This is a genomic window from Polaromonas sp. (assembly GCF_016185115.1).
Classification (GTDB): domain Bacteria; phylum Pseudomonadota; class Gammaproteobacteria; order Burkholderiales; family Burkholderiaceae_C; genus Polaromonas.
In genome coordinates, this window is sequence record NZ_JACPOF010000015.1 from 338,185 (window position 1) to 355,792 (window position 17,608).

The 17,608-nt window shown below is 58.1% G+C and carries 15 protein-coding genes and 1 tRNA gene; 11 read left to right on the plus strand and 5 right to left on the minus strand.

The features are described from left to right. Window positions 1-37: 37 nt before the first annotated feature. On the plus strand, window positions 38-2,017 hold the full coding sequence (locus HYX42_RS08080) for a dynamin family protein (protein ID WP_293401651.1): 1,980 nt from the start codon (window positions 38-40) through the stop codon (window positions 2,015-2,017). Window positions 2,018-2,033: 16 nt separating this feature from the next. Then, window positions 2,034-3,131: an A/G-specific adenine glycosylase gene (mutY, locus tag HYX42_RS08085; RefSeq protein WP_293401653.1), complete on the plus strand. Its 1,098-nt coding sequence runs from the start codon at window positions 2,034-2,036 to the stop codon at window positions 3,129-3,131. Window positions 3,132-3,153: 22 nt separating this feature from the next. On the opposite strand, the gene rapZ is transcribed toward mutY, so the two are convergent. The 3 genes from rapZ to HYX42_RS08100 are packed head-to-tail and all read right to left on the minus strand — an operon-like array spanning window position 3,154 to window position 6,544. Further along, window positions 3,154-4,029: an RNase adapter RapZ gene (rapZ, locus tag HYX42_RS08090; protein WP_293402434.1), complete on the minus strand. Its 876-nt coding sequence runs from the start codon at window positions 4,027-4,029 to the stop codon at window positions 3,154-3,156. Beyond that, window positions 4,029-5,672, minus strand: coding sequence for a DNA repair protein RecN (recN, locus tag HYX42_RS08095; protein WP_293401655.1), 1,644 nt, complete (start codon window positions 5,670-5,672; stop codon window positions 4,029-4,031). Before recN ends, rapZ begins: the two co-directional genes overlap by 1 nt. Further along, window positions 5,669-6,544 (minus strand): NAD kinase, encoded by an 876-nt coding sequence (locus HYX42_RS08100; protein WP_293401657.1) that lies wholly within the window; start codon window positions 6,542-6,544, stop codon window positions 5,669-5,671. The genes recN and HYX42_RS08100 overlap by 4 nt, the downstream gene beginning before the upstream one ends. 48 nt (window positions 6,545-6,592) lie before the next feature. On the opposite strand from HYX42_RS08100, the gene hrcA reads away from it, so the two are divergent. From hrcA to HYX42_RS08135, 7 genes are all read left to right on the plus strand, one after another. Then, window positions 6,593-7,609 carry a heat-inducible transcriptional repressor HrcA gene (gene hrcA, locus HYX42_RS08105; protein ID WP_293401659.1) on the plus strand — a complete coding sequence of 339 codons (1,017 nt, stop codon included), beginning with the start codon at window positions 6,593-6,595 and terminating at the stop codon, window positions 7,607-7,609. Between the two features lie 24 nt (window positions 7,610-7,633). Next, window positions 7,634-7,710: transfer RNA gene (locus HYX42_RS08110), tRNA-Ile, on the plus strand. A 463-nt stretch (window positions 7,711-8,173) separates the two neighbouring features. After that, window positions 8,174-10,180: a DUF2779 domain-containing protein gene (locus HYX42_RS08115; RefSeq protein ID WP_293401661.1), complete on the plus strand. Its 2,007-nt coding sequence runs from the start codon at window positions 8,174-8,176 to the stop codon at window positions 10,178-10,180. Between the two features lie 135 nt (window positions 10,181-10,315). Beyond that, a complete protein-coding gene (locus HYX42_RS08120) occupies window positions 10,316-11,440 on the plus strand; it encodes a WYL domain-containing protein (RefSeq protein WP_293401663.1) in 1,125 nt (374 codons plus the stop codon). Window positions 11,441-11,512: 72 nt separating this feature from the next. Next, entirely contained in the window at window positions 11,513-12,499 is a 987-nt protein-coding gene (locus HYX42_RS08125) for a CBASS cGAMP-activated phospholipase (protein WP_366931141.1), read from the plus strand. 2 nt (window positions 12,500-12,501) lie between these two features. Next, entirely contained in the window at window positions 12,502-13,644 is a 1,143-nt protein-coding gene (locus HYX42_RS08130) for a CBASS cGAMP synthase (RefSeq protein WP_293401665.1), read from the plus strand. Continuing rightward, window positions 13,641-15,284, plus strand: a complete 1,644-nt coding sequence (locus HYX42_RS08135; RefSeq protein ID WP_293401667.1) for a ThiF family adenylyltransferase — start codon at window positions 13,641-13,643, stop codon at window positions 15,282-15,284. Before HYX42_RS08130 ends, HYX42_RS08135 begins: the two co-directional genes overlap by 4 nt. Here the strand turns inward: HYX42_RS08135 and HYX42_RS08140 are convergent. Then, complete coding sequence (locus HYX42_RS08140; protein ID WP_293401669.1) at window positions 15,260-15,505, minus strand: hypothetical protein; 246 nt, start codon at window positions 15,503-15,505, stop codon at window positions 15,260-15,262. The two genes, HYX42_RS08135 and HYX42_RS08140, sit on opposite strands and share 25 nt — an antisense overlap. Between HYX42_RS08140 and HYX42_RS23215 the strand changes: the two genes are divergently transcribed. Beyond that, window positions 15,395-15,751, plus strand: a complete 357-nt coding sequence (locus HYX42_RS23215; RefSeq protein WP_366931145.1) for a Mov34/MPN/PAD-1 family protein — start codon at window positions 15,395-15,397, stop codon at window positions 15,749-15,751. The genes HYX42_RS08140 and HYX42_RS23215 overlap by 111 nt on opposite strands. A 187-nt stretch (window positions 15,752-15,938) precedes the next feature. Next, on the plus strand, window positions 15,939-16,796 hold the full coding sequence (locus HYX42_RS08145; protein ID WP_293401671.1) for a hypothetical protein: 858 nt from the start codon (window positions 15,939-15,941) through the stop codon (window positions 16,794-16,796). 140 nt (window positions 16,797-16,936) lie between these two features. On the opposite strand, the gene HYX42_RS08150 is transcribed toward HYX42_RS08145, so the two are convergent. Next, window positions 16,937-17,536: a hypothetical protein gene (locus HYX42_RS08150; RefSeq protein ID WP_293401673.1), complete on the minus strand. Its 600-nt coding sequence runs from the start codon at window positions 17,534-17,536 to the stop codon at window positions 16,937-16,939. Between the last annotated feature and the right edge of the window lie 72 nt (window positions 17,537-17,608).

The window sequence follows — 17,608 nt, forward strand, 5'->3', positions numbered from 1 at the left end:
GATGCTATATTGACCGACCACCATAGACCCAATCAACATGTCTTTTAACGAACAATTCGACCAGCACGGTACCTGGCGGCGACAGTTTGCGCTGCGACTCAAGCTGCTTGCCGAATGGATGAAAGACCATGACCTGCTGGACGCGGCCGTTGAAGAGCGCCTGCGCAGGCTGGAGTCCCAGGTGCGCGCCGACAAGGTCATGGTGGCATTTGTAGCCGAGTTTTCGCGCGGCAAGTCCGAACTGATCAATGCCCTCTTTTTTGCCGGATACGGCAGGCGCATCATGCCTGCCAGCGCCGGACGCACCACCATGTGCCCGACCGAGCTGGGCTACGACGCCGATATTCCTCCCTGCCTGAGATTGCTGCCCATCGAGACCCGCCTGCAACCGCAGGCGCTGATGGAGTGGCGTGCAGCACCTGAAAAATGGACGCGTGTCGACCTCGATGTGAACGACCCCGCACAACTGGCCCAGGCGCTTGAAAAAGTTGCAGAGGTTCGCCATGTCACCAAGGATGATGCGCGTGCACTTGGTTTCTGGAACGATGAAAACATTGACGATAACCCGCTGGTGGGCGCTGACGGGCTGATTGAGGTGCCCAAGTGGCGCCATGCGCTGATCAACATTGCGCACCCGCTGCTCAAGCAGGGCCTGGTGATTCTTGATACGCCTGGCCTCAATGCCATCGGTGCGGAGCCCGAACTGACCGTCAGCCTGATTCCACAGGCGCATGCGGTGGTCTTCATACTTGCTGCCGATACCGGCGTGACCAAATCCGACCTGGCCATCTGGCGTGAACACCTGATCACCGGCGACGAAGAGGATATTTCACGACTGGTCGTGCTCAACAAGATAGACACCTTGTGGGATGCGCTCAGCTCGCCCGAGCAGGTTCAGCGCCAGATAGATCGCCAGCGCGCGTCTTCGGCGGAAATTCTGGGGCTGTCACAGAGTCAGGTCATCCCCGTGTCCGCCCAAAAGGGCCTTGTGGCCAAGGTCACTGGTAACGATGAACTGCTGGCAGCCAGCCGCTTGCCCACTCTGGAGCTGGCGCTGGCGGAGGGCGTCATGGGTCAGCGCCAGAGGATCCTCAGGTCTGCCGTTGCGGGCGGCATTGCCGATCTGCGCGTCGAGGCCGGGCGCGCCATTCATATACGCCGTCGCGATCTCGCCGAACAGATGGACGAGCTGCGCGGACTCAGGGGTAAAAATGCCTCTGTCATCAAGCACATGCGCAGCCGTATCGAGCAGGAACAATCGGAGTTCGATACCAGCGGCGCCAAGATACACGCGGTGCGCTCCGTGCACCTGAAACTCCTGCGTGAAGTCTTTACGCTGCTCAGTACGCCAACGCTCAAGGGCGAACTTGCCGAGCTGACCGCCGCCCTCAAGCAACCCGGCATCAAGCTGGGGGTGAAAAAGGCTTACGGCCAGACCTTCTCGCGACTGCGCGAAAGCCTGCAGAAGGCCGATGTCACCAGTAACGAGATTCATGCCATGCTGATGGCAACTTTCAAACAGCTCAATACAGAGTTCGGTTTTTCGCTCCAGGCGCCCAAAGCCCCTGAACTGATCCGCTTCTCGCATGATCTTGAACTGATAGAGCGAAGCCACCTGCAATATCTTGGCGTGAGCAATGTGCTCAAGCTCTCGCAGCCTGATTTTTCCGAACGCCTTGTGCGCGCGTTGTCCACCCGCCTGCGTGTGGTGTTCGAATCAGCGCTCGGGGAGGTCGAGTTGTGGAACAAGTCCGCGGCTTCGCAACTCGACGCGCAGCTTCGTGAGCGCAGGCGCAACTTCGGTCGCCGCATTGAGGCCATCGAGCGCATACAGAGCGCCGCGTCGGGGCTGGACGAGCGCATCGGCGAAATCGACGAGCAGGAGCAGGTCCTGAATGATCTTGATAACAAGCTGACGGAGCTGACCTCCCACCTGGCGGGGAGCCCGGTAGATGAAGGCAATGACGGGCATGGACCTGACACTGTGATGGATGCTGCGATGAGCGAGACTGCCTAGGGCCTCTGGAGCGTCCGTGACTCCCGACGATTCAACGCAGGCCGTCCTGCCGCACTTCGCGCGTGAGCTTGTGCAATGGCAAAAAACGCATGGCCGCCACAGCCTGCCCTGGCAAAACACGCGCGACCCCTATCGGGTCTGGCTGTCTGAAATCATGCTTCAGCAGACGCAGGTTGCGACCGTGCTCGATTACTACGCACGATTTTTAAAGCGCTTTCCTCATGTAAGTGACCTGGCCGCCGCCCACACCGATGAAGTGCTGGGACTCTGGAGCGGGCTGGGGTATTACAGCCGTGCCCGCAACCTGCACCGTTGTGCGCAACAGGTGGTGGCGCTTCATGGCGGGCAGTTCCCCTGTACTTCAGAAGAACTGCAGACCCTGCCCGGCATCGGGCCTTCGACCGCGGCGGCAATCGCTTCCTTCTGCTTTTCAGAGCGGGTCGCCATTCTCGATGGCAATGTCAAGCGGGTGCTGACGCGCCTGCTGGCTTTTGAGGGCGACATGGCGCAAGGCAGCCAGGAAAAGAAACTGCGTGACATCGCCAATGACCTGCTGCCTTCCACAAACCTGAAGGAGGCCATGCCCCGCTATACGCAGGGCATCATGGACCTTGGCGCTACCGTCTGTGCCCAGCGCAAGCCTGCCTGCCTGCTCTGCCCGGTGCACAACATCTGCTTTGGTTTTGCCAGCGGCGAGCCTGAAAAATACCCCGTCAAAACCCGTAAATTAAAGCGTAGCGCCCAGTCCCTGAGCCTGCTCTGGGCGCAGCGGCCTGACGGGTCGGTCTGGCTTGAACGCAGGCCCGCAACAGGAATCTGGGGCGGGCTTTATTGTCTGCCTGTGTTTGAAAGTGAAGAGGCGTTGCTGGCATTTTTGCCTGAAAAGCTGCACGCCAGAACAGAGGTATTGCCGACGTTCAAGCATGTATTGACCCATAAGGACTTGCATCTCAGCCCCGTCATGGCGGGCTTTACCGCCATACAAAAGATGCCTTCGGGGGAAGCGTCTGCAACTGGTGAGCCCGGGAGCTACGGTGCGTGGTTTTCATCGCAGGAGTGGCCTGCTCTGGGCTTGCCTGCGCCCATACGCAAGCTGCTTGAAACCGATCGCTGAACTGATTGCAACGTGTAGCTGCTCAGCCTTGCCGCGCTGCGTCCAGTTCGCGGTGGCGCCTGAGTGTTTTCCAGCGTGAACCAAATGCCGCGGCCAGCTGTTCGACAAGATAGACGGACCTGTGCTGGCCCCCGGTACAGCCGATGGCCACCGTCACGTAGCTGCGGTGGTCCCGCACCAGCGCCTGCAGCCAGTGACTGATGAACTTCTCGATATCGTTGAACATGTCCGTCACTTCGGGGTGGCCGCGAAGGTAACTGGCAACAGGTTCATCACGCCCCGTCAGGTCGCGCAGGCCCGATTCGTAGTGGGGGTTTGGCAGCATGCGCACATCAAACACATAGTCCGCATCCAGCGGTACGCCGCGTTTGAAGGCAAACGATTCAAACACCAGCGTCAGCTGTGTCGAAGGTGCAGAGATCAGTGACTTCACATAACCCTGCAGTTGCGACGAGCGGATCATGCTGGTATCCAGCACATGTGCCTGCTCGCGCATCTCGCTCAATAACTCGCGCTCCAGTTCAATGGCTTCTACCAGCGCCCGGTGCTGATCAGCTACGTCTGCGCGCGACAAGGGGTGCAGGCGGCGTGTCTCCGAAAAGCGCCGCACCAGTGTTTCGGTGCTGGCATCGAGGAAAAGTGACTGAACCGTCACGCCCTGCGCCCGAAGCTGCTGCAGCTGTTTGGGTACAAGCGGCAGCGATGTGGCGCTGCGCACATCCATGGCAATCGCAACCTTGTTGGCGCCGTGCTGCTTTTCAAGCGCCGCAAAAGAGGTGAGCAATTCCGGGGGCAGGTTGTCGACGCAGTAATAACCTGCATCTTCCAGCGCGTGCAGCGCAACTGATTTGCCTGAGCCCGACATGCCGGTGATCAGCACAACCTCAAGGTTGGCCATCATTGCCCCAGCATCTCCTTGGCATGGGCCAGTGTGGTGCCTGAGAGGCGTTCGCCACCCAGCATGCGGGCAACTTCAGCCACCCGCTCTTCACCATTGACGGCAGCCACGGTGCTCATCGTCTTGCCTTTTTCTGTTTGTTTGGCGACCACCAGGTGCTGGTCTGCGCATGCGGCCACCTGCGGCAGGTGCGTCACGGCCATGACCTGCCTGTCCTTGCCAAGCTGCTTCATGAGGCGGCCAACGGTTTCGGCCACCGCACCACCAACGCCAGAATCCACCTCGTCAAATATCAGTGTCTGGGCTTCACCCAGCTGGCTGGTCGTCACCGCGATCGCCAGCGCGATTCGCGAGAGTTCACCGCCGGATGCCACCTTGCCCACGGGTCGCGGTGTTGTGCCGCTGTGGCCGGCCACCAGAAATTCCGCCTGTTCCAGCCCGTACTGGGCCGGCTGCTCAAGTTTTGTCAGGGCTACCTCAAACTTGCCGCCCTGCATGCCCAGACCCTGCATTGCCTGGGTAATGGCCTTGGCCAGTGAGGGTGCGGCCTTGCTGCGTGCAGCGGATACTTTTTTGGCCTCGTCCTGGTAAAGCCGCTGCGCCTGCTGTTCGTTTTGTTCCAGCTTGGCCAGGTCAGCTGCAGCATCCAGCTTCTGCAATTCGCTGCGCCACGCTGCCAGCAGCTCGGGCAATTCGGCCGGCGTGCGCTTGTAGCGCCTGGCCAGGCTCACCCACAGCGCCAGGCGTTCATCAAGTTCACCCAGGCGATGCGGCTCCAGTTCTGCATGCCGGGCATAACCGTGCAATGAATGCACCACGTCTTCCGTCTGTGCCAGTGCGCTTGCAAGCACCTCAGCCAGTGGCCTGAACTGCGGCTCGATGTGTTCCTGCTCCTGCAGCAGTGCAAGCGCCTGCCCTATGAGGCTGCTGGCGTTTTGCTCTGACTCCTGCAGCGCATCAACCGCAGCCTGTACGGCCCCGGTCAGGGCCTGCGCATTCGAAAGGCGGTTGTGCTGCGTGTTGAGTTCGTCCCACTCATCGTCGCCGGGGGCGAGCTTGTCGACCTCGCTTATTTGCCATGCGAGGCGCTCGCGCTCGCGTTGCAGGCTGTCCTGGGCCTCGCGTGCATCCAGCAAGATTTTTTGTGCCAGCCGCCACTGTTGCCAATGGCCTGCCAGGGCTTGTGTAGACACGCTGCCGTATGAATCAAGCAGGCCGCGCACCGCATCTGGCCGCGTCAGGCTTTGCCAGGCGTGCTGGCCATGAATGTCAACCAGCTTGTCGGCAATGTCTTTGAGCTGCGTAGCTGTTGCCGCACTGCCATTGATCCATGCGCGGCTTTTGCCCTGCACGTCAATCGTCCGGCGCAGCAGCAGGGTGTCGCCTGCGTTGAACCCGGCCTGTTCAAGCCAGTCCAGCAGGGCAGGCGGGTTGTCAAATTCAGCACTTATTTCACAGCGCTGCGCGCCCTCGCGCACCACGCCGGCATCTGCGCGTGCGCCCAGCGCCAGTTGAAGTGCATCAATCAGAATCGATTTGCCCGCCCCGGTCTCGCCAGTCAGTACGGTAAAGCCGCCATCAAGGTCAAGATCCAGTGCATGGACGATGACAAAATCACGCAGCGAGATGCTTTTCAGGCTCATGCCACACCTTCGTTCCAGTGAAGTTTTTTGCGCAGGGTGTCAAAGTAGCTCCAGCCCCGGGGGTGAAGAAAGCGCATCTGGTGCTCGGAGCGCCGCACGGTAATGCGGTCGCCGTGCAAGAGCGTGGCGAGTGACTGCATGTCGAAATTGGCGCTGGCATCACGGCCCGCCACAATCTCGACCGTGATCTCCCCGCTGTCTGACAGAACAATCGGCCGGTTTGACAGCGTGTGCGGTGCAATTGGCACCAGCACCCAGCCGGCAATTGACGGGTGCAGCAACGGCCCGCCTGCAGAAAGCGCATAGGCCGTCGACCCGGTTGAGGTGGCAATGATCAGACCATCGGCCCGCTGGTTCGCCAGAAAGCGGCCATCCACCTCCACGCGCAACTCAACCATACCGGCCGTGGCCCCGCGGTTGACGACCACGTCATTCATGGCGGTGGCATTGAAGACACAGCGCCCGTCCCGCACAACCTTGGCCTGCATCATCCAGCGTTTGTCTTCTTCAAACTCGCCGCGCAGTATGGACGCAAGCACGGCGGGGTAGTCGTCAAATGCGATGTCGGTAATAAAGCCCAGCCGGCCCTGGTTGATGCCCACCAGAGGCACGCCGAACTGAGCCAGCAGGCGGCCAATGCCCAGCATGGTGCCGTCTCCGCCCACGACCAGGCCCAGATCGCACTGGGCGCCAATGCCTGCCACGTCAAGAATGGGGTATTGGGTCATCCCGGTGTTGTTGGCGGTGTCCTGCTCAATAGCGACATCGCAACCCTGCGCCCCCAAGAATTGCGCAATCCCCTCCAGTGCAGAGCGTGAACCATGCGCGTGGTACTTCCCGATGAGGGCTACATGGTGAAATTGCGACTTCATCGTCAAATTACATCACAAGATGTGCCTTTGCCTTCGTAGAATGTACGCATGCTTGATGATCGTGCCCGACTGTTGTTAAAAGCGCTGGTTGAGCGTTACATCGCCGATGGCCAGCCGGTAGGTTCGCGTACCCTCTCCAAGGCCTCGGGCCTGGAGCTTTCGCCCGCCACCATCCGCAATGTGATGAGCGACCTCGAAGAGCTCGGCCTCATCGTCAGCCCGCATACCTCCGCCGGGCGCATTCCCACGGCCCGGGGCTACCGCCTGTTTGTCGACACCATGCTGACCACACAGCGCGAGCGTTTTGCCCCCACCGGCCTCACTGCCCCGCATCTGGCACCCGACCAGCCGCAAAAAGTCATCAGCAACGCCGCGCACATGCTGTCCAGCCTGTCGCAGTTTGTAGGCGTGGTGATGGCGCCGCGCCGCACCTCGGTGTTCAAGCACATCGAGTTTCTGCGGCTTTCAGAAAAGCGCTTTCTTGTCATAATCGTGTCACCCGATGGCGACGTGCAAAACCGCGTCATCTTTACCGAGGCCGACTACACCCAGAGCCAGCTGGTTGAAGCCGCCAATTTCCTCAACTCCCACTATGCCGGCATGGCGATTGAAGAGGTCAGGGAGCGCCTGAAAAACGAGGTTGAAGCGCTCAGGGGCGAGATCGCCTCACTGATGCAGGCCGCAGTCAAGGTCAGCACCGAGGCGATCGAGTCACGCGATGAAGTCGTCATTTCGGGCGAACGCAACCTGCTGGCCGTCAGCGACTTTTCTGGCGACATGGGCAACCTGCGCAAGCTGTTCGACCTTTTCGAGCAGAAGGCCCAGCTCATGCGCCTGCTGGACGTATCCAGCAGGGCCGAAGGCGTGCGTATCTATATAGGCGGTGAAAGCCAGGTCATCCCCTACCAGGAGCTGTCTGTCGTCACGGCGCCCTATGAGGTCGACGGCCAGGTCGTCGGCACCCTGGGTGTCATAGGCCCCATGCGCATGCCTTACGAAAAAATGATCCAGATCGTGGATATCACCTCAAAACTCGTTAGCTCGGCGCTGAGCCACAGCAAGTAGCCGCTTACAATAGTCAGTTGGTCAGGGGCGTTAGCTCAGTTGGTTAGAGCAGAGGACTCATAATCCTTTGGTCCACAGTTCAAGTCTGTGACGCCCTACCATTTATATAGCGTCAATGCTGGAATCCCTGCTATCGAATCGGTAGCGGGGATTTTTCTTTTTATGCCGTTGCCAGATCGTTGCCAGATTTTTCTTGGATGCTGCTGGATGAATTTGAATAGATCGGGACACTGGGTTGTCGGATTGATGTCAACTCTTATCACGATGCATGGTTCAGACGGTGTGCCCTTTGCCTCCATCGCCACATGTATTTCGGCTCCACTCGGCTGATTGAGTCCGACGGGATGCTCAAGAGGCGGCAGACGGCCGATCACATGCCAATTTCGTCATAAACGAGCACGTTCTTAGGATTGGCTCATCGGTTGTCGATGTATCTACTTGGCGCCGCCAATTGCTCCTGGCTGGCGCTCTGGGGCCTAGGGTCTTCATACTTGGTGCCTTGGGACGTAGCTGCTTGGTGAAAATTGCTATGGACATCCGGGTGCATGGGCATACCATCTTTTCATGAACCAAGTCGTTAGGTATCTAACCAAGTCTCGCTTCAAGCTGGCAGCCGAATGCCCCAGAAAGCTTTATTACACGGGCAAGAAGAACTACCTCGACCGATCACTTGATGACAGCTTTCTGGCAGCGTTGGCCGAGGGTGGCTATCAAGTAGGCGAATTGGCCTGCCTAATGCATCCCGGTGGAGTCCGCGTTGACGAGCTCAATCACCAAGTCGCGCTCGCCAAGACTGCAGAACTCTTGCAGCAGGACGAAGTCATCATCTTTGAAGCCGCGATCGCAGTCGGGACTCTATTTGTGCGTGTCGATGTCTTGCGCAAGAGCGGGACCCGCATCGAGATCATTGAAGTCAAAGCGAAGTCCTACAGCGCCAAGAAGGACGGAGACTTCAAAGGAGCCAAGGGTCAGTTGAAGTCAGATTTCCTTCCATACCTGCAGGACGTCGCTTTTCAGCGCTACGTTGCGCAGCAGGCGCTTCCTGGCCACCAAGTTCACGCGTTCTTGATGCTTGTCGACAAGGAGCAGTCCTCGACAGTCGATGGACTCAATCAGCGCTTTAAGGTGGTCCTAGAAGAAAGACGGCTCAGAGTCCAGGTGACACCAGGCACGACGCCGGAATCTTTGGGTCAGTTCCTCTTGGCCAAGGTGCCGGTGGATGGGCAGGTCGACATGATTCTGTCAGATACCCTCAGGGTTGGGCCCGCCGATCTGCGCCCCTTCCCGGAAGCCGTGGATGCATTCGCTCTAGCCTACACAAATGACAATCCACTCCCACCAGTTCCGTCTTCAGCCTGTGGCGGCTGCCAGTTCAAAGCAACGAGTTGGCAATCGGCCGAGCAAACCAAGAGCGGCTTTCACGAGTGTTGGTCACAAGCATTCAAGTGGAGCGAGCCTGATTTCATGGGGTCGACGGTTCTTGACCTCTGGGGTTTTCTCAGAAAGACCCAGCTCATCGACCAGGGAGTACTTAAGGCACAACAAGTAACGCTGGAGGACCTGAAATTCGATGGCGAAGAGCCAGGCATTGATGGGATGACCCGAAAGCATCGTCAGTGGTACATCTGCCAGCCGGCGTGGCCTGGTGGCGGCGAGTACTACTTCGACGGTGCCGGCTATCAGAATGCAAGGAATGAATGGAAATTCCCTTTGCACTGCATAGACTTCGAGACAAGCGCCGTGGCTATCCCCTTCGCGAGCGGTCGGCATCCGTACGAGATCACTGCCTTCCAGTTTTCGCACCATGTCGTTCACAACGATGGCCGGGTTGAGCACCGAAGCCAGTGGCTCTGCGCCAAACCAGGCGTCGATCCGAATATCGATTTCGTCCGTGCGCTGCGCGACGCCCTTTGCAAAGACGATGGGTCGATTTTTCGATGGTCCGCGCACGAGAACACCGTGCTGAACAAGCTGCGTGAAGAGCTACTTGTTTCCGCTACGTCTCCCACAGATAAGGACGCACTAATCAGCTTCATTGAGTCCATAACGTCAAGATCGGTGTCGCCCAAAGAGAAAGTTCACGGAGCAAGGACCATGATTGACCTCTGCGACATCGCAGAGAAGTTCTATTTTCACCCATCTACCAAGGGCAGCAACTCACTAAAGAAGGTGCTCCCAGCACTGATGAATAGTTCGACTGTGCTGCGCGATACTTACAGCAAGGCGAACTACGGCGGCAACGGTGTCAGCTTGAACTTTGTGGAACCTATTGCCTGGTGGCAGGAACACGATGGCAAGGTGATCGACCCGTACGCGCTTCTGCCTCCGGTATTCGATGACGTGTCGCGAGATGAGACCGACGCAGCCGATGAAGGCCTGTCCGAAGAACTGAAAGAAGGGGGCGCAGCGATGGCTGCCTACGCACGGCTCCAATTTGAGGATCTGTCTGATGCTCGTAGGGCAAGCATAGAGAACGCTCTTCTTCGATACTGCGAGCTGGACACGCTGGCAATGGTGATGGCTATCCAAGCATGGGACCACATGGCGACGGCTGCTGCTTCCAAGCCATGACCTCAGAGAAATAAGCATCTGCCACGCTTGATAAGCTCGGATTTGAGGGCGAAGGCATTGAATATGCATCCGGGCAAAATTCTTTAACCTTTGCGTGTTCAAAAGAATAGCCAAGATTTCTAGGCGGGGCGGAACATGGCACTATCAACAAAGAAGAACCTAGCGTCCCAAGTGTCAGGAATACCCAAATTTCAGCTTACGTCTAGCCTTGCAAAGAAGCAGCCCAATCGTGTGCCAGTGCTTAACAATGGGCAAAAAAAAGCGCGGGTTTCCAAGGTCAGCATCGAACGGTTCGTAAAGATTGTTCGGCTCGCACGCAGAAAAAATGGCGTGACTATGGGCGACCTTGAGGTTGAACTCGGTGTCTCGACTGCTTCTGTCAAGCGTGACATAGAGTACTTGAAAGACCGGCTGAACTGCCCAATCGAATGGGACAGCCGCAAGCGCGCATACACGCTACGGGACGACCCGGCAACCGGCGAGCGTTTTGAACTTCCAGGTCTCTGGTTCGATGCCTCAGAGCTCTTCGCAATGCTGATGATGTTGCACCTTGTTGAGGGCGTGCAGCCAGGCCTCCTTGAAGAGCATGTCGCTCCCATGAAGGAGCGAGTGCGCTCAATGCTGGCAGCAGGCGGAAAGTCGGCAAAGCAGGTTGAGCGTAAGGTCAAGCTGATTCACTTTGCACCGCGTAGGGTTGAACCCAAACACTTTAAGGTGCTAGCCACCGCCCTATTGGAAGGTAAGAAACTTCAATTGCAGTATCTGCGCCGTGACAAAAGCGAGATGACCGACCGCATCATCTCTCCATTGCAGTTGGTCCATTACCGGGAAAATTGGGTTCTGGATGCTTGGTGCCACCTGCGCAATGAGCTGCGCTCCTTTGCCCCCGAGGCCATCGAGGACGTCAGGATCCTGCCCGAATCTGCGATCGAGGTAAGCCAAGAGGAAATGAGAACGCACTTTCAGAGCGGATACGGTATTTTCTCTGGGAAGGCGACTAATCGGGCTATCCTGAAGTTCACTCATGACCGCGCCCAATGGATTGCCCTGGAGACTTGGCATCCTGACCAGAGTGACAAATGGCTGAGCGACGGCAGCTACATTTTGGAAGTCCCATATTCAAACGATCAGGAGCTCGTAATGGACGTGCTGCGCTACGGGCCCGAGGTCGAAGTCCTAGCGCCGCCCGAGTTGCGCCAGAGGATTCAAGAGCGTTTGTGCGCTGCAGCAAAACATTACGGCGACGAGCCTGCTGGGTAGCGCACTATTTGAGCTACCGCCTCATCCACAATTGTCCCCATCATCGGGAATGGTCCCGGTCTGGGGTCGTTAATGTCGTTGCATGTTTTGGCACTTTCCGGTGGGGGGTTCCGCGGCCTTTACACCGCGACTGTCCTTAAGGTTCTCGAGGAGCAGCTTGGCGCGCCACTGGCGAACCGGTTTGACTTGATTTGCGGGACATCTGCCGGAGGTCTGCTGGCAATGGGATTGGCCGCCGAGGTACCCGCAGTCAAGCTGCAAGCGATGTTCGAGCAAGATGGCGGCCGCATTTTTAGTTCTCAGAACCTGAAGCGTAAAGTGTTCGGCCCGTGGTTGCAGGCAAAGCACGCGTCTGACGGGCTGCGCACGGTGCTCACGGAACAGCTGGGTGAATTGAACATCGGTGACCTTAAGCATCGCGTGCTGATTCCGACGGTGAACTACTCCAAGGGCTCCGGCCAGTTCTTCAAAACGCCACACGCGGAAAATTTCTACACCGACTACAAGCACAAGCTTGTTGACGTGGGTTTGGCCACCGCTGCCGCCCCTACATACTTCCCGCTTCATCAGATGGGTGACGAAGGTGTGTTCGCCGACGGGGGCCTTGTTGGCAACTCCCCCGGTTTTTTTGGACTTCATGAGGCGCATCAGGTCCTTGGTGCGTCGCGCGAACCTGGTGCTGTGCGCGTTCTGGCCATCGGCACGATGACTTTGGGTGCCACAAAACGGGGCGGCTCCGGTCTCGATTGGGGCTACAAGCAGTGGGGTGCCAAGCTCTTCGACCTAGTCATCTCGACGCAGGAGAAGTCCACCGACACCCTGCTTGGCCACTTGCTCGGCAACGACTACATGCGCATCGACGATCCGGCTACGCCCGATCAGAGCCGGGACATCGAGAAACTTGATTTGGTGACACCAGCCGCTATCGAGGTTCTGAAAACCCGGGGTACCCAAGCCGCCAGAGCGGCGCTCGGTGACTCCCGATTCGCTCCCTTCCGCAGCCACGTTGCGGCCAGCCCGGTGTTCTTCCACGGGCCCAACAAAAACTCAGGAAATTGATCATGCTTAATCTCAGCCCACTTTTTCACACCGAGGTCGAGGACTCGACCCTGCTGAAAAATATCACCCTTGGCGACGCCGAGTGCGAGTTCATCCTCGAAGCGAAGGAGGCCGTCCGAAAGCAGTTGCGCGTTGGGCTTCCGCGGTTGATGAAGGAAGCCGGGTACGAAAAAGAAGCTGTGCCTCCCAGATTCTTCACGCAGGGCTCGTGGGCCTACAAAACCATCAATGCGCCGTGCCATCTGCCACCCCAGCAGGCGGATATCGACGACGGCGCGTACCTGCCTCTGAGCTTTATGACGGAAACAGGCCGCCCTAGGGCCGCGAGCCAGGTCTTCTTCAAGGCTGCTGAAACCGCGCTCGAACCACTGGTGAAAGAAAGAGGCTGGAAGCTGGTTACAGACAAGGCGACGTGCATTCGCATCGTGATTGCCAGGAGCGCACACATCGACATACCACTCTACGCGATTCCAGACGTGCAGTTTGAGGAGCTGCGCAAGGCCGCGATGAATAACTACACCTTGGGCGCCCAAGACGAGGCGGTCATCAAAGCGGAGCGCGACGCCTGGACCGCCCTGCCGCGCGACAAAGTGTTGCTCGCGCATCGTGAAGAGGGTTGGAAGCCGTCCGACCCCCGGCCGGTCAAGAAGTGGTTCATCGAGGAGGTCGACCGTCTCGGTGAGCAGTTCCGCCGTAGCGTGCGGTACCTGAAAGCGTTCCGCGACTGGCAGTGGCCTACCGGGGGCCCTTCGTCCATCCTGCTGATGGCGGCCGCGGCGCCGGTGTTCGATTCTCGGGACCGGCGTGATGACCTCGCTCTGCTTGACCTGGTCGAGGCCATGCAAGAGCGGCTCAGAAAAGGCGTCTGCAACCCTACCGACGAGACCGAATCACTCACCGACCGGCTGGGCAAAGACGGGGTCGAAGATGCCATCCGCAAGCTCAAGCAGTTGGAAGACAACTTGCGCGGTGCCATCAACGCCAGCAACGCGGACCAGGCCTGCCAGTGGCTTATCAACCAGTTCGGGTCTCGGTTCCCGCACGCACCGGAACGCGTGAAGCCGACGACCGCGACTGCGACGGTGCAGGCTGTGCCTGCGGCGGCGGTTGCTAGCCCGTTGGTCGGCCGCTCGCAGGCTGGATGACTTCCGACCACACACCGTTCACGCTGCTGCGAGCCGCGCTCCAGGCGCGCGGCTTCGACTACCGTCGCCGACGGGCGGACGGCTCTTGGGAGTTCCACGGAGCGCTCCATGCAGCCGAGGGTGATCACCCCGCAGTGGTATCTGTCGACCCCAAAGGCCTAAAGCTCCCATTAGTGAGTGTCTGCCTACCCCCAAACGCGCCTAAGGTCCTGGCGCACATCGGGGCCGGCGGCCAGGTTTGCTACGCGGCCAAGGGCAGCGTAGTACCCGATGTCTTCGACATTGCCGGCCAAACGGTCGCTCACCTGCAGCGCGCTGCCGAGGTGCTGGACCTTTCCCTGCGCGGAAAGATGAAGAAAGACCTCGAGGACGAGTTTTTTGCCTTCTGGCACGGCACACCCTGCTTTGTCGATGTCGAAAGGGACGGTCCATCGGAACTCACTGTGATATTCGCCAGCTATGCTGCCGACAGAACCAGCATGCTCTTTGTCGGCAACCAGCCCGCGGGTACACGGTTGAAGCTGCAGGCCATGGGCCTGGAAGAGGGCCCCGACACTGGTGCAGTGGCGGTGAAGGTCCAAAGTTCTGCGAATCCACGCCCGCTTATCGACGACTGGCCGCCTAAGACAATGGCAGCGCTCCTCGCCTGGCAAGGGATGCTCGACCCCGCGGCGCGGCGCAACATGGAGCGGAAACTCTTGGTGGCCTGCGGGAAGGGGCGGCAGGCAGCCCTATGTGTTGTAGCGGCTCCCGTAACGCAGTACGCCATCTTCGTCAGCTTTCCGGACCCAGGCCCGAAAGAAGCCAGGCCCACGGAATCCCTGCGCAAACGCCTGTACGCCTCTGAGGTGCAGCCGATGTCGCTCTTTCGGTTCGATGACGCCTATGTGAGTCAGCGCAATACCCCGCAGCAGCCCACCTTGGCACACAAGCGCATCGTCTTGGTGGGATGCGGCACGATTGGCGGATTCCTCGCGGAACTGCTGGTCAAGAACGGAGCAGGCTTGGGCCGCGGAGAACTTCTCCTCGTCGACCCCGATATCCTGGCGCCCCAGAACGTCGGCCGCCACCGGTTGGGGATGAACTACGTGTTGAAGAACAAGGCCACCGCCCTGGCACATGAGCTTCGTCGTGGAGCACCTACGGCCAACTTGCGCGACCTGCCCGTCGCCGTAGAGCAGGGGGAGCTGGGGAGAGCGGACCTCTTCATCAATGCCACCGGTGAAGAGGCACTCGCGCATCTGCTGACACGAGAGTGGACAAAACAGCAGTTGTTCATCCCGACATTGACGGTCTGGGTTGAGGGCGCCGGGGTCGCCGCCCGGGCATTATTCCGAGACGCCCCAGAACAGGCATGCACCAGGTGCATGTCCGACCTGCAGCGCAAACCGCTTTTTCCTGCGGTGACGGAGCCCATCCCGGTGGAGCTAGCTGGTCACGGTTGCGAAAGCCTTTACGTGCCCTTTCCTGCGACTGCATCGGTGCACGCGGCCTGCTTGGCAGCCGAAATGGTCGTGGACTGGAATCGGGGTGTTCCATCGCCCCGGCTGCGCACCCGGGTCATACGCTCGAGCTTCTCGCCTGCTTCGGGCGATGTAGACGTGTCAAGACTGCCTCAATGCCCAGCGTGCAGTTCGTAAGCGAATGGGTAACGCCTGACCGGAGGCGGCTCGTGGTGTTCGCTCCGGCAGCCGTCCAGGTCTTCATGAAGCACCGACAGCGGTTTCCTTGGCAGACAGAGGCTGGCGGCATCCTCCTCGGCAAGCGACGAGGGAATCATCTTGAAGTGCTGTTCGCAACTGAGCCAATGATCACGGACAGGCGTCGACCGTTCTTCTTTGAACGCGAGGTCAATGGCCATGCAACTGCGGCCATGGAGGCGTGGGCCACTAGCGGCGGAACAGTCGACTACCTCGGCGAATGGCACACACACCCCCAACGGGTGCCGGTGCCTTCGAGCTTCGACCGGACGGAGTGGCGGAAGCTTCTATCGGGCCGAGCAAAGCACTCCCCTCTCGTTGCTCTAATAGTGGGAACCACCTGCCTTCACGTGGAGCTCCTGTGCGAAGAAGCGCAGATTGACCTAAAGCCGGTGGGGCGAGATTGATTCAGACTAAGCACCTCGGACTGCCCGAAGTTCTTTTTTTTAGGCAATCTTACGAACATTCGATAGGCCACGGATAAGGGCATCTGATGAGTGCAGTGCATGCTCTCCACATGTTCTTCAGGGCTCACATAAATCGTCACGATTTCGTTCTGATACCTTACAAGCCAGCAGAAAGACTACCGGTTATATGACTCAGAAGTGGCGTGTCGACACTGGAAATATCAAACTGCTCCGGGCTCTTTTAGATAGGCACCGGGAGTTTCTTTCATCCATAGAACAATTTGTACGCTTAAGAGTCGTCATTGACGTCAACTTTGTTGTCAGCGATCTGCTTCAGAAAATCAAGTATCCGGGTAGAGGCAGTACTGCGTTGGAGGAACTTGCACAATCCAGCGTGCTTGAGATCTTTGCGCCGAGATGGCTGGAGACAGAATTGTCCTCGGCTTTCCAACAAGTGGCCCGGAGGCGAAGGATCTCTGAGAGCGATTTGTGGGCAGCATGGGAACGCTATAAGGTTCTCATCAACTGGGATGAAGAATATGATTCGATACCCAAAGATTTCTCCCACACAGACGATCCAAAAGATTTGCCATACATTGACTTGCAGAATGCCCTGAATGCCACAGGCATCCTCAGCAAAGACGGCGACATTGATCGGATGGGGGGTAACCGTCTTACACTGGATTTCGTGTTGGCCACTAGAAGTTACGCGAGAGCAGCAGTGATATCGGTGGGCATAAGGGTCTCTGGATATTTCGTAGGAGCGATTGCAATTGGTGGCTTTTTGAAGCTATTGGGTGCAATTAAGAATATCGTGGAAAAGCTACCCGCGAAATTCAAGATCGGTTTAATCGGGATCGTCATCATCGCGTTTGTCTATCCCAATTCGCGTACATGGATAACTGAGCAATTAAAGAAGCTGGGGCCTATAACTAACTCTTTACTTGAAGGCATACTCGCGCTTTCCCAGCTTGAGGCTGAAAAGCGTGAAGAAACCCAAACACATCTAGCTGGGTTACATGCATCCGCGAAGCGTGACCGTTAGAACGCCAGCTGCATTCGGACTAAGCAGTCTGCCTTTTGAGGGGCCGTTGCATGGAAAGGTACTGCGGCCCTGAAGTGCAAGGTCAGGCGGCGCACAACTGATTGCTTCAGCGAGGCAGGTAAGTACTCGACATATGGCAACTAGTTTCCCTTGAAACGACTGTCTTCGAATGGTTGTTCTGCAGGTTTGCTGTTAACAACGGGAGTATTGGCGGGTGATGCTACTTGTGCCGGCTCGGTGCGCTGTATTGCTATCGCGCTAGGGGTAGCAGGCAGAGTCTCGGTCTTTTCGCTGAATGTGGTTCGGTTCTTGAAAACTTCAGATGTACTTGGTATGGGAGGCAACGCCGTCTGGACCTGTTCTACAACTGGAGGCTTAGGCGGGACTTTGGCCGGTGTGGCGGGCAACGTCACCGGCTGGGGAGATACAGCCGCTCCACTTTGAACTGCATCTAGAAGTGCTTTGCCTTGCGGCAGAATAAGTTGAAACAGGGAAAGGGGAAGAAGTATTCCCAGCATCAAACAGGCGGCCAATCGCGCAATGAGCACGCCTGATTCGGTTTTTATGCCAGGCTGGTATTTGGCATGAAAGGTTGGGTATAAGACCCAGATGATGAAAGCCAGAGCCCCCATTGCGGCTAATTGCAAGACGTAGAAAGGCCAGAAGCACAATGCAGAGCCTAGCCAGCATATGCCGGTAAATCGAAGCCGGGAGTTCAGAGGGACGTAGGTCGGCAGCACGTTGCCTCTGTATCCCGTCCGGGTCCTTCGGTCTGGTTTGCCGCCGCCGTAGCTACTGGTGAAAAGCGATAC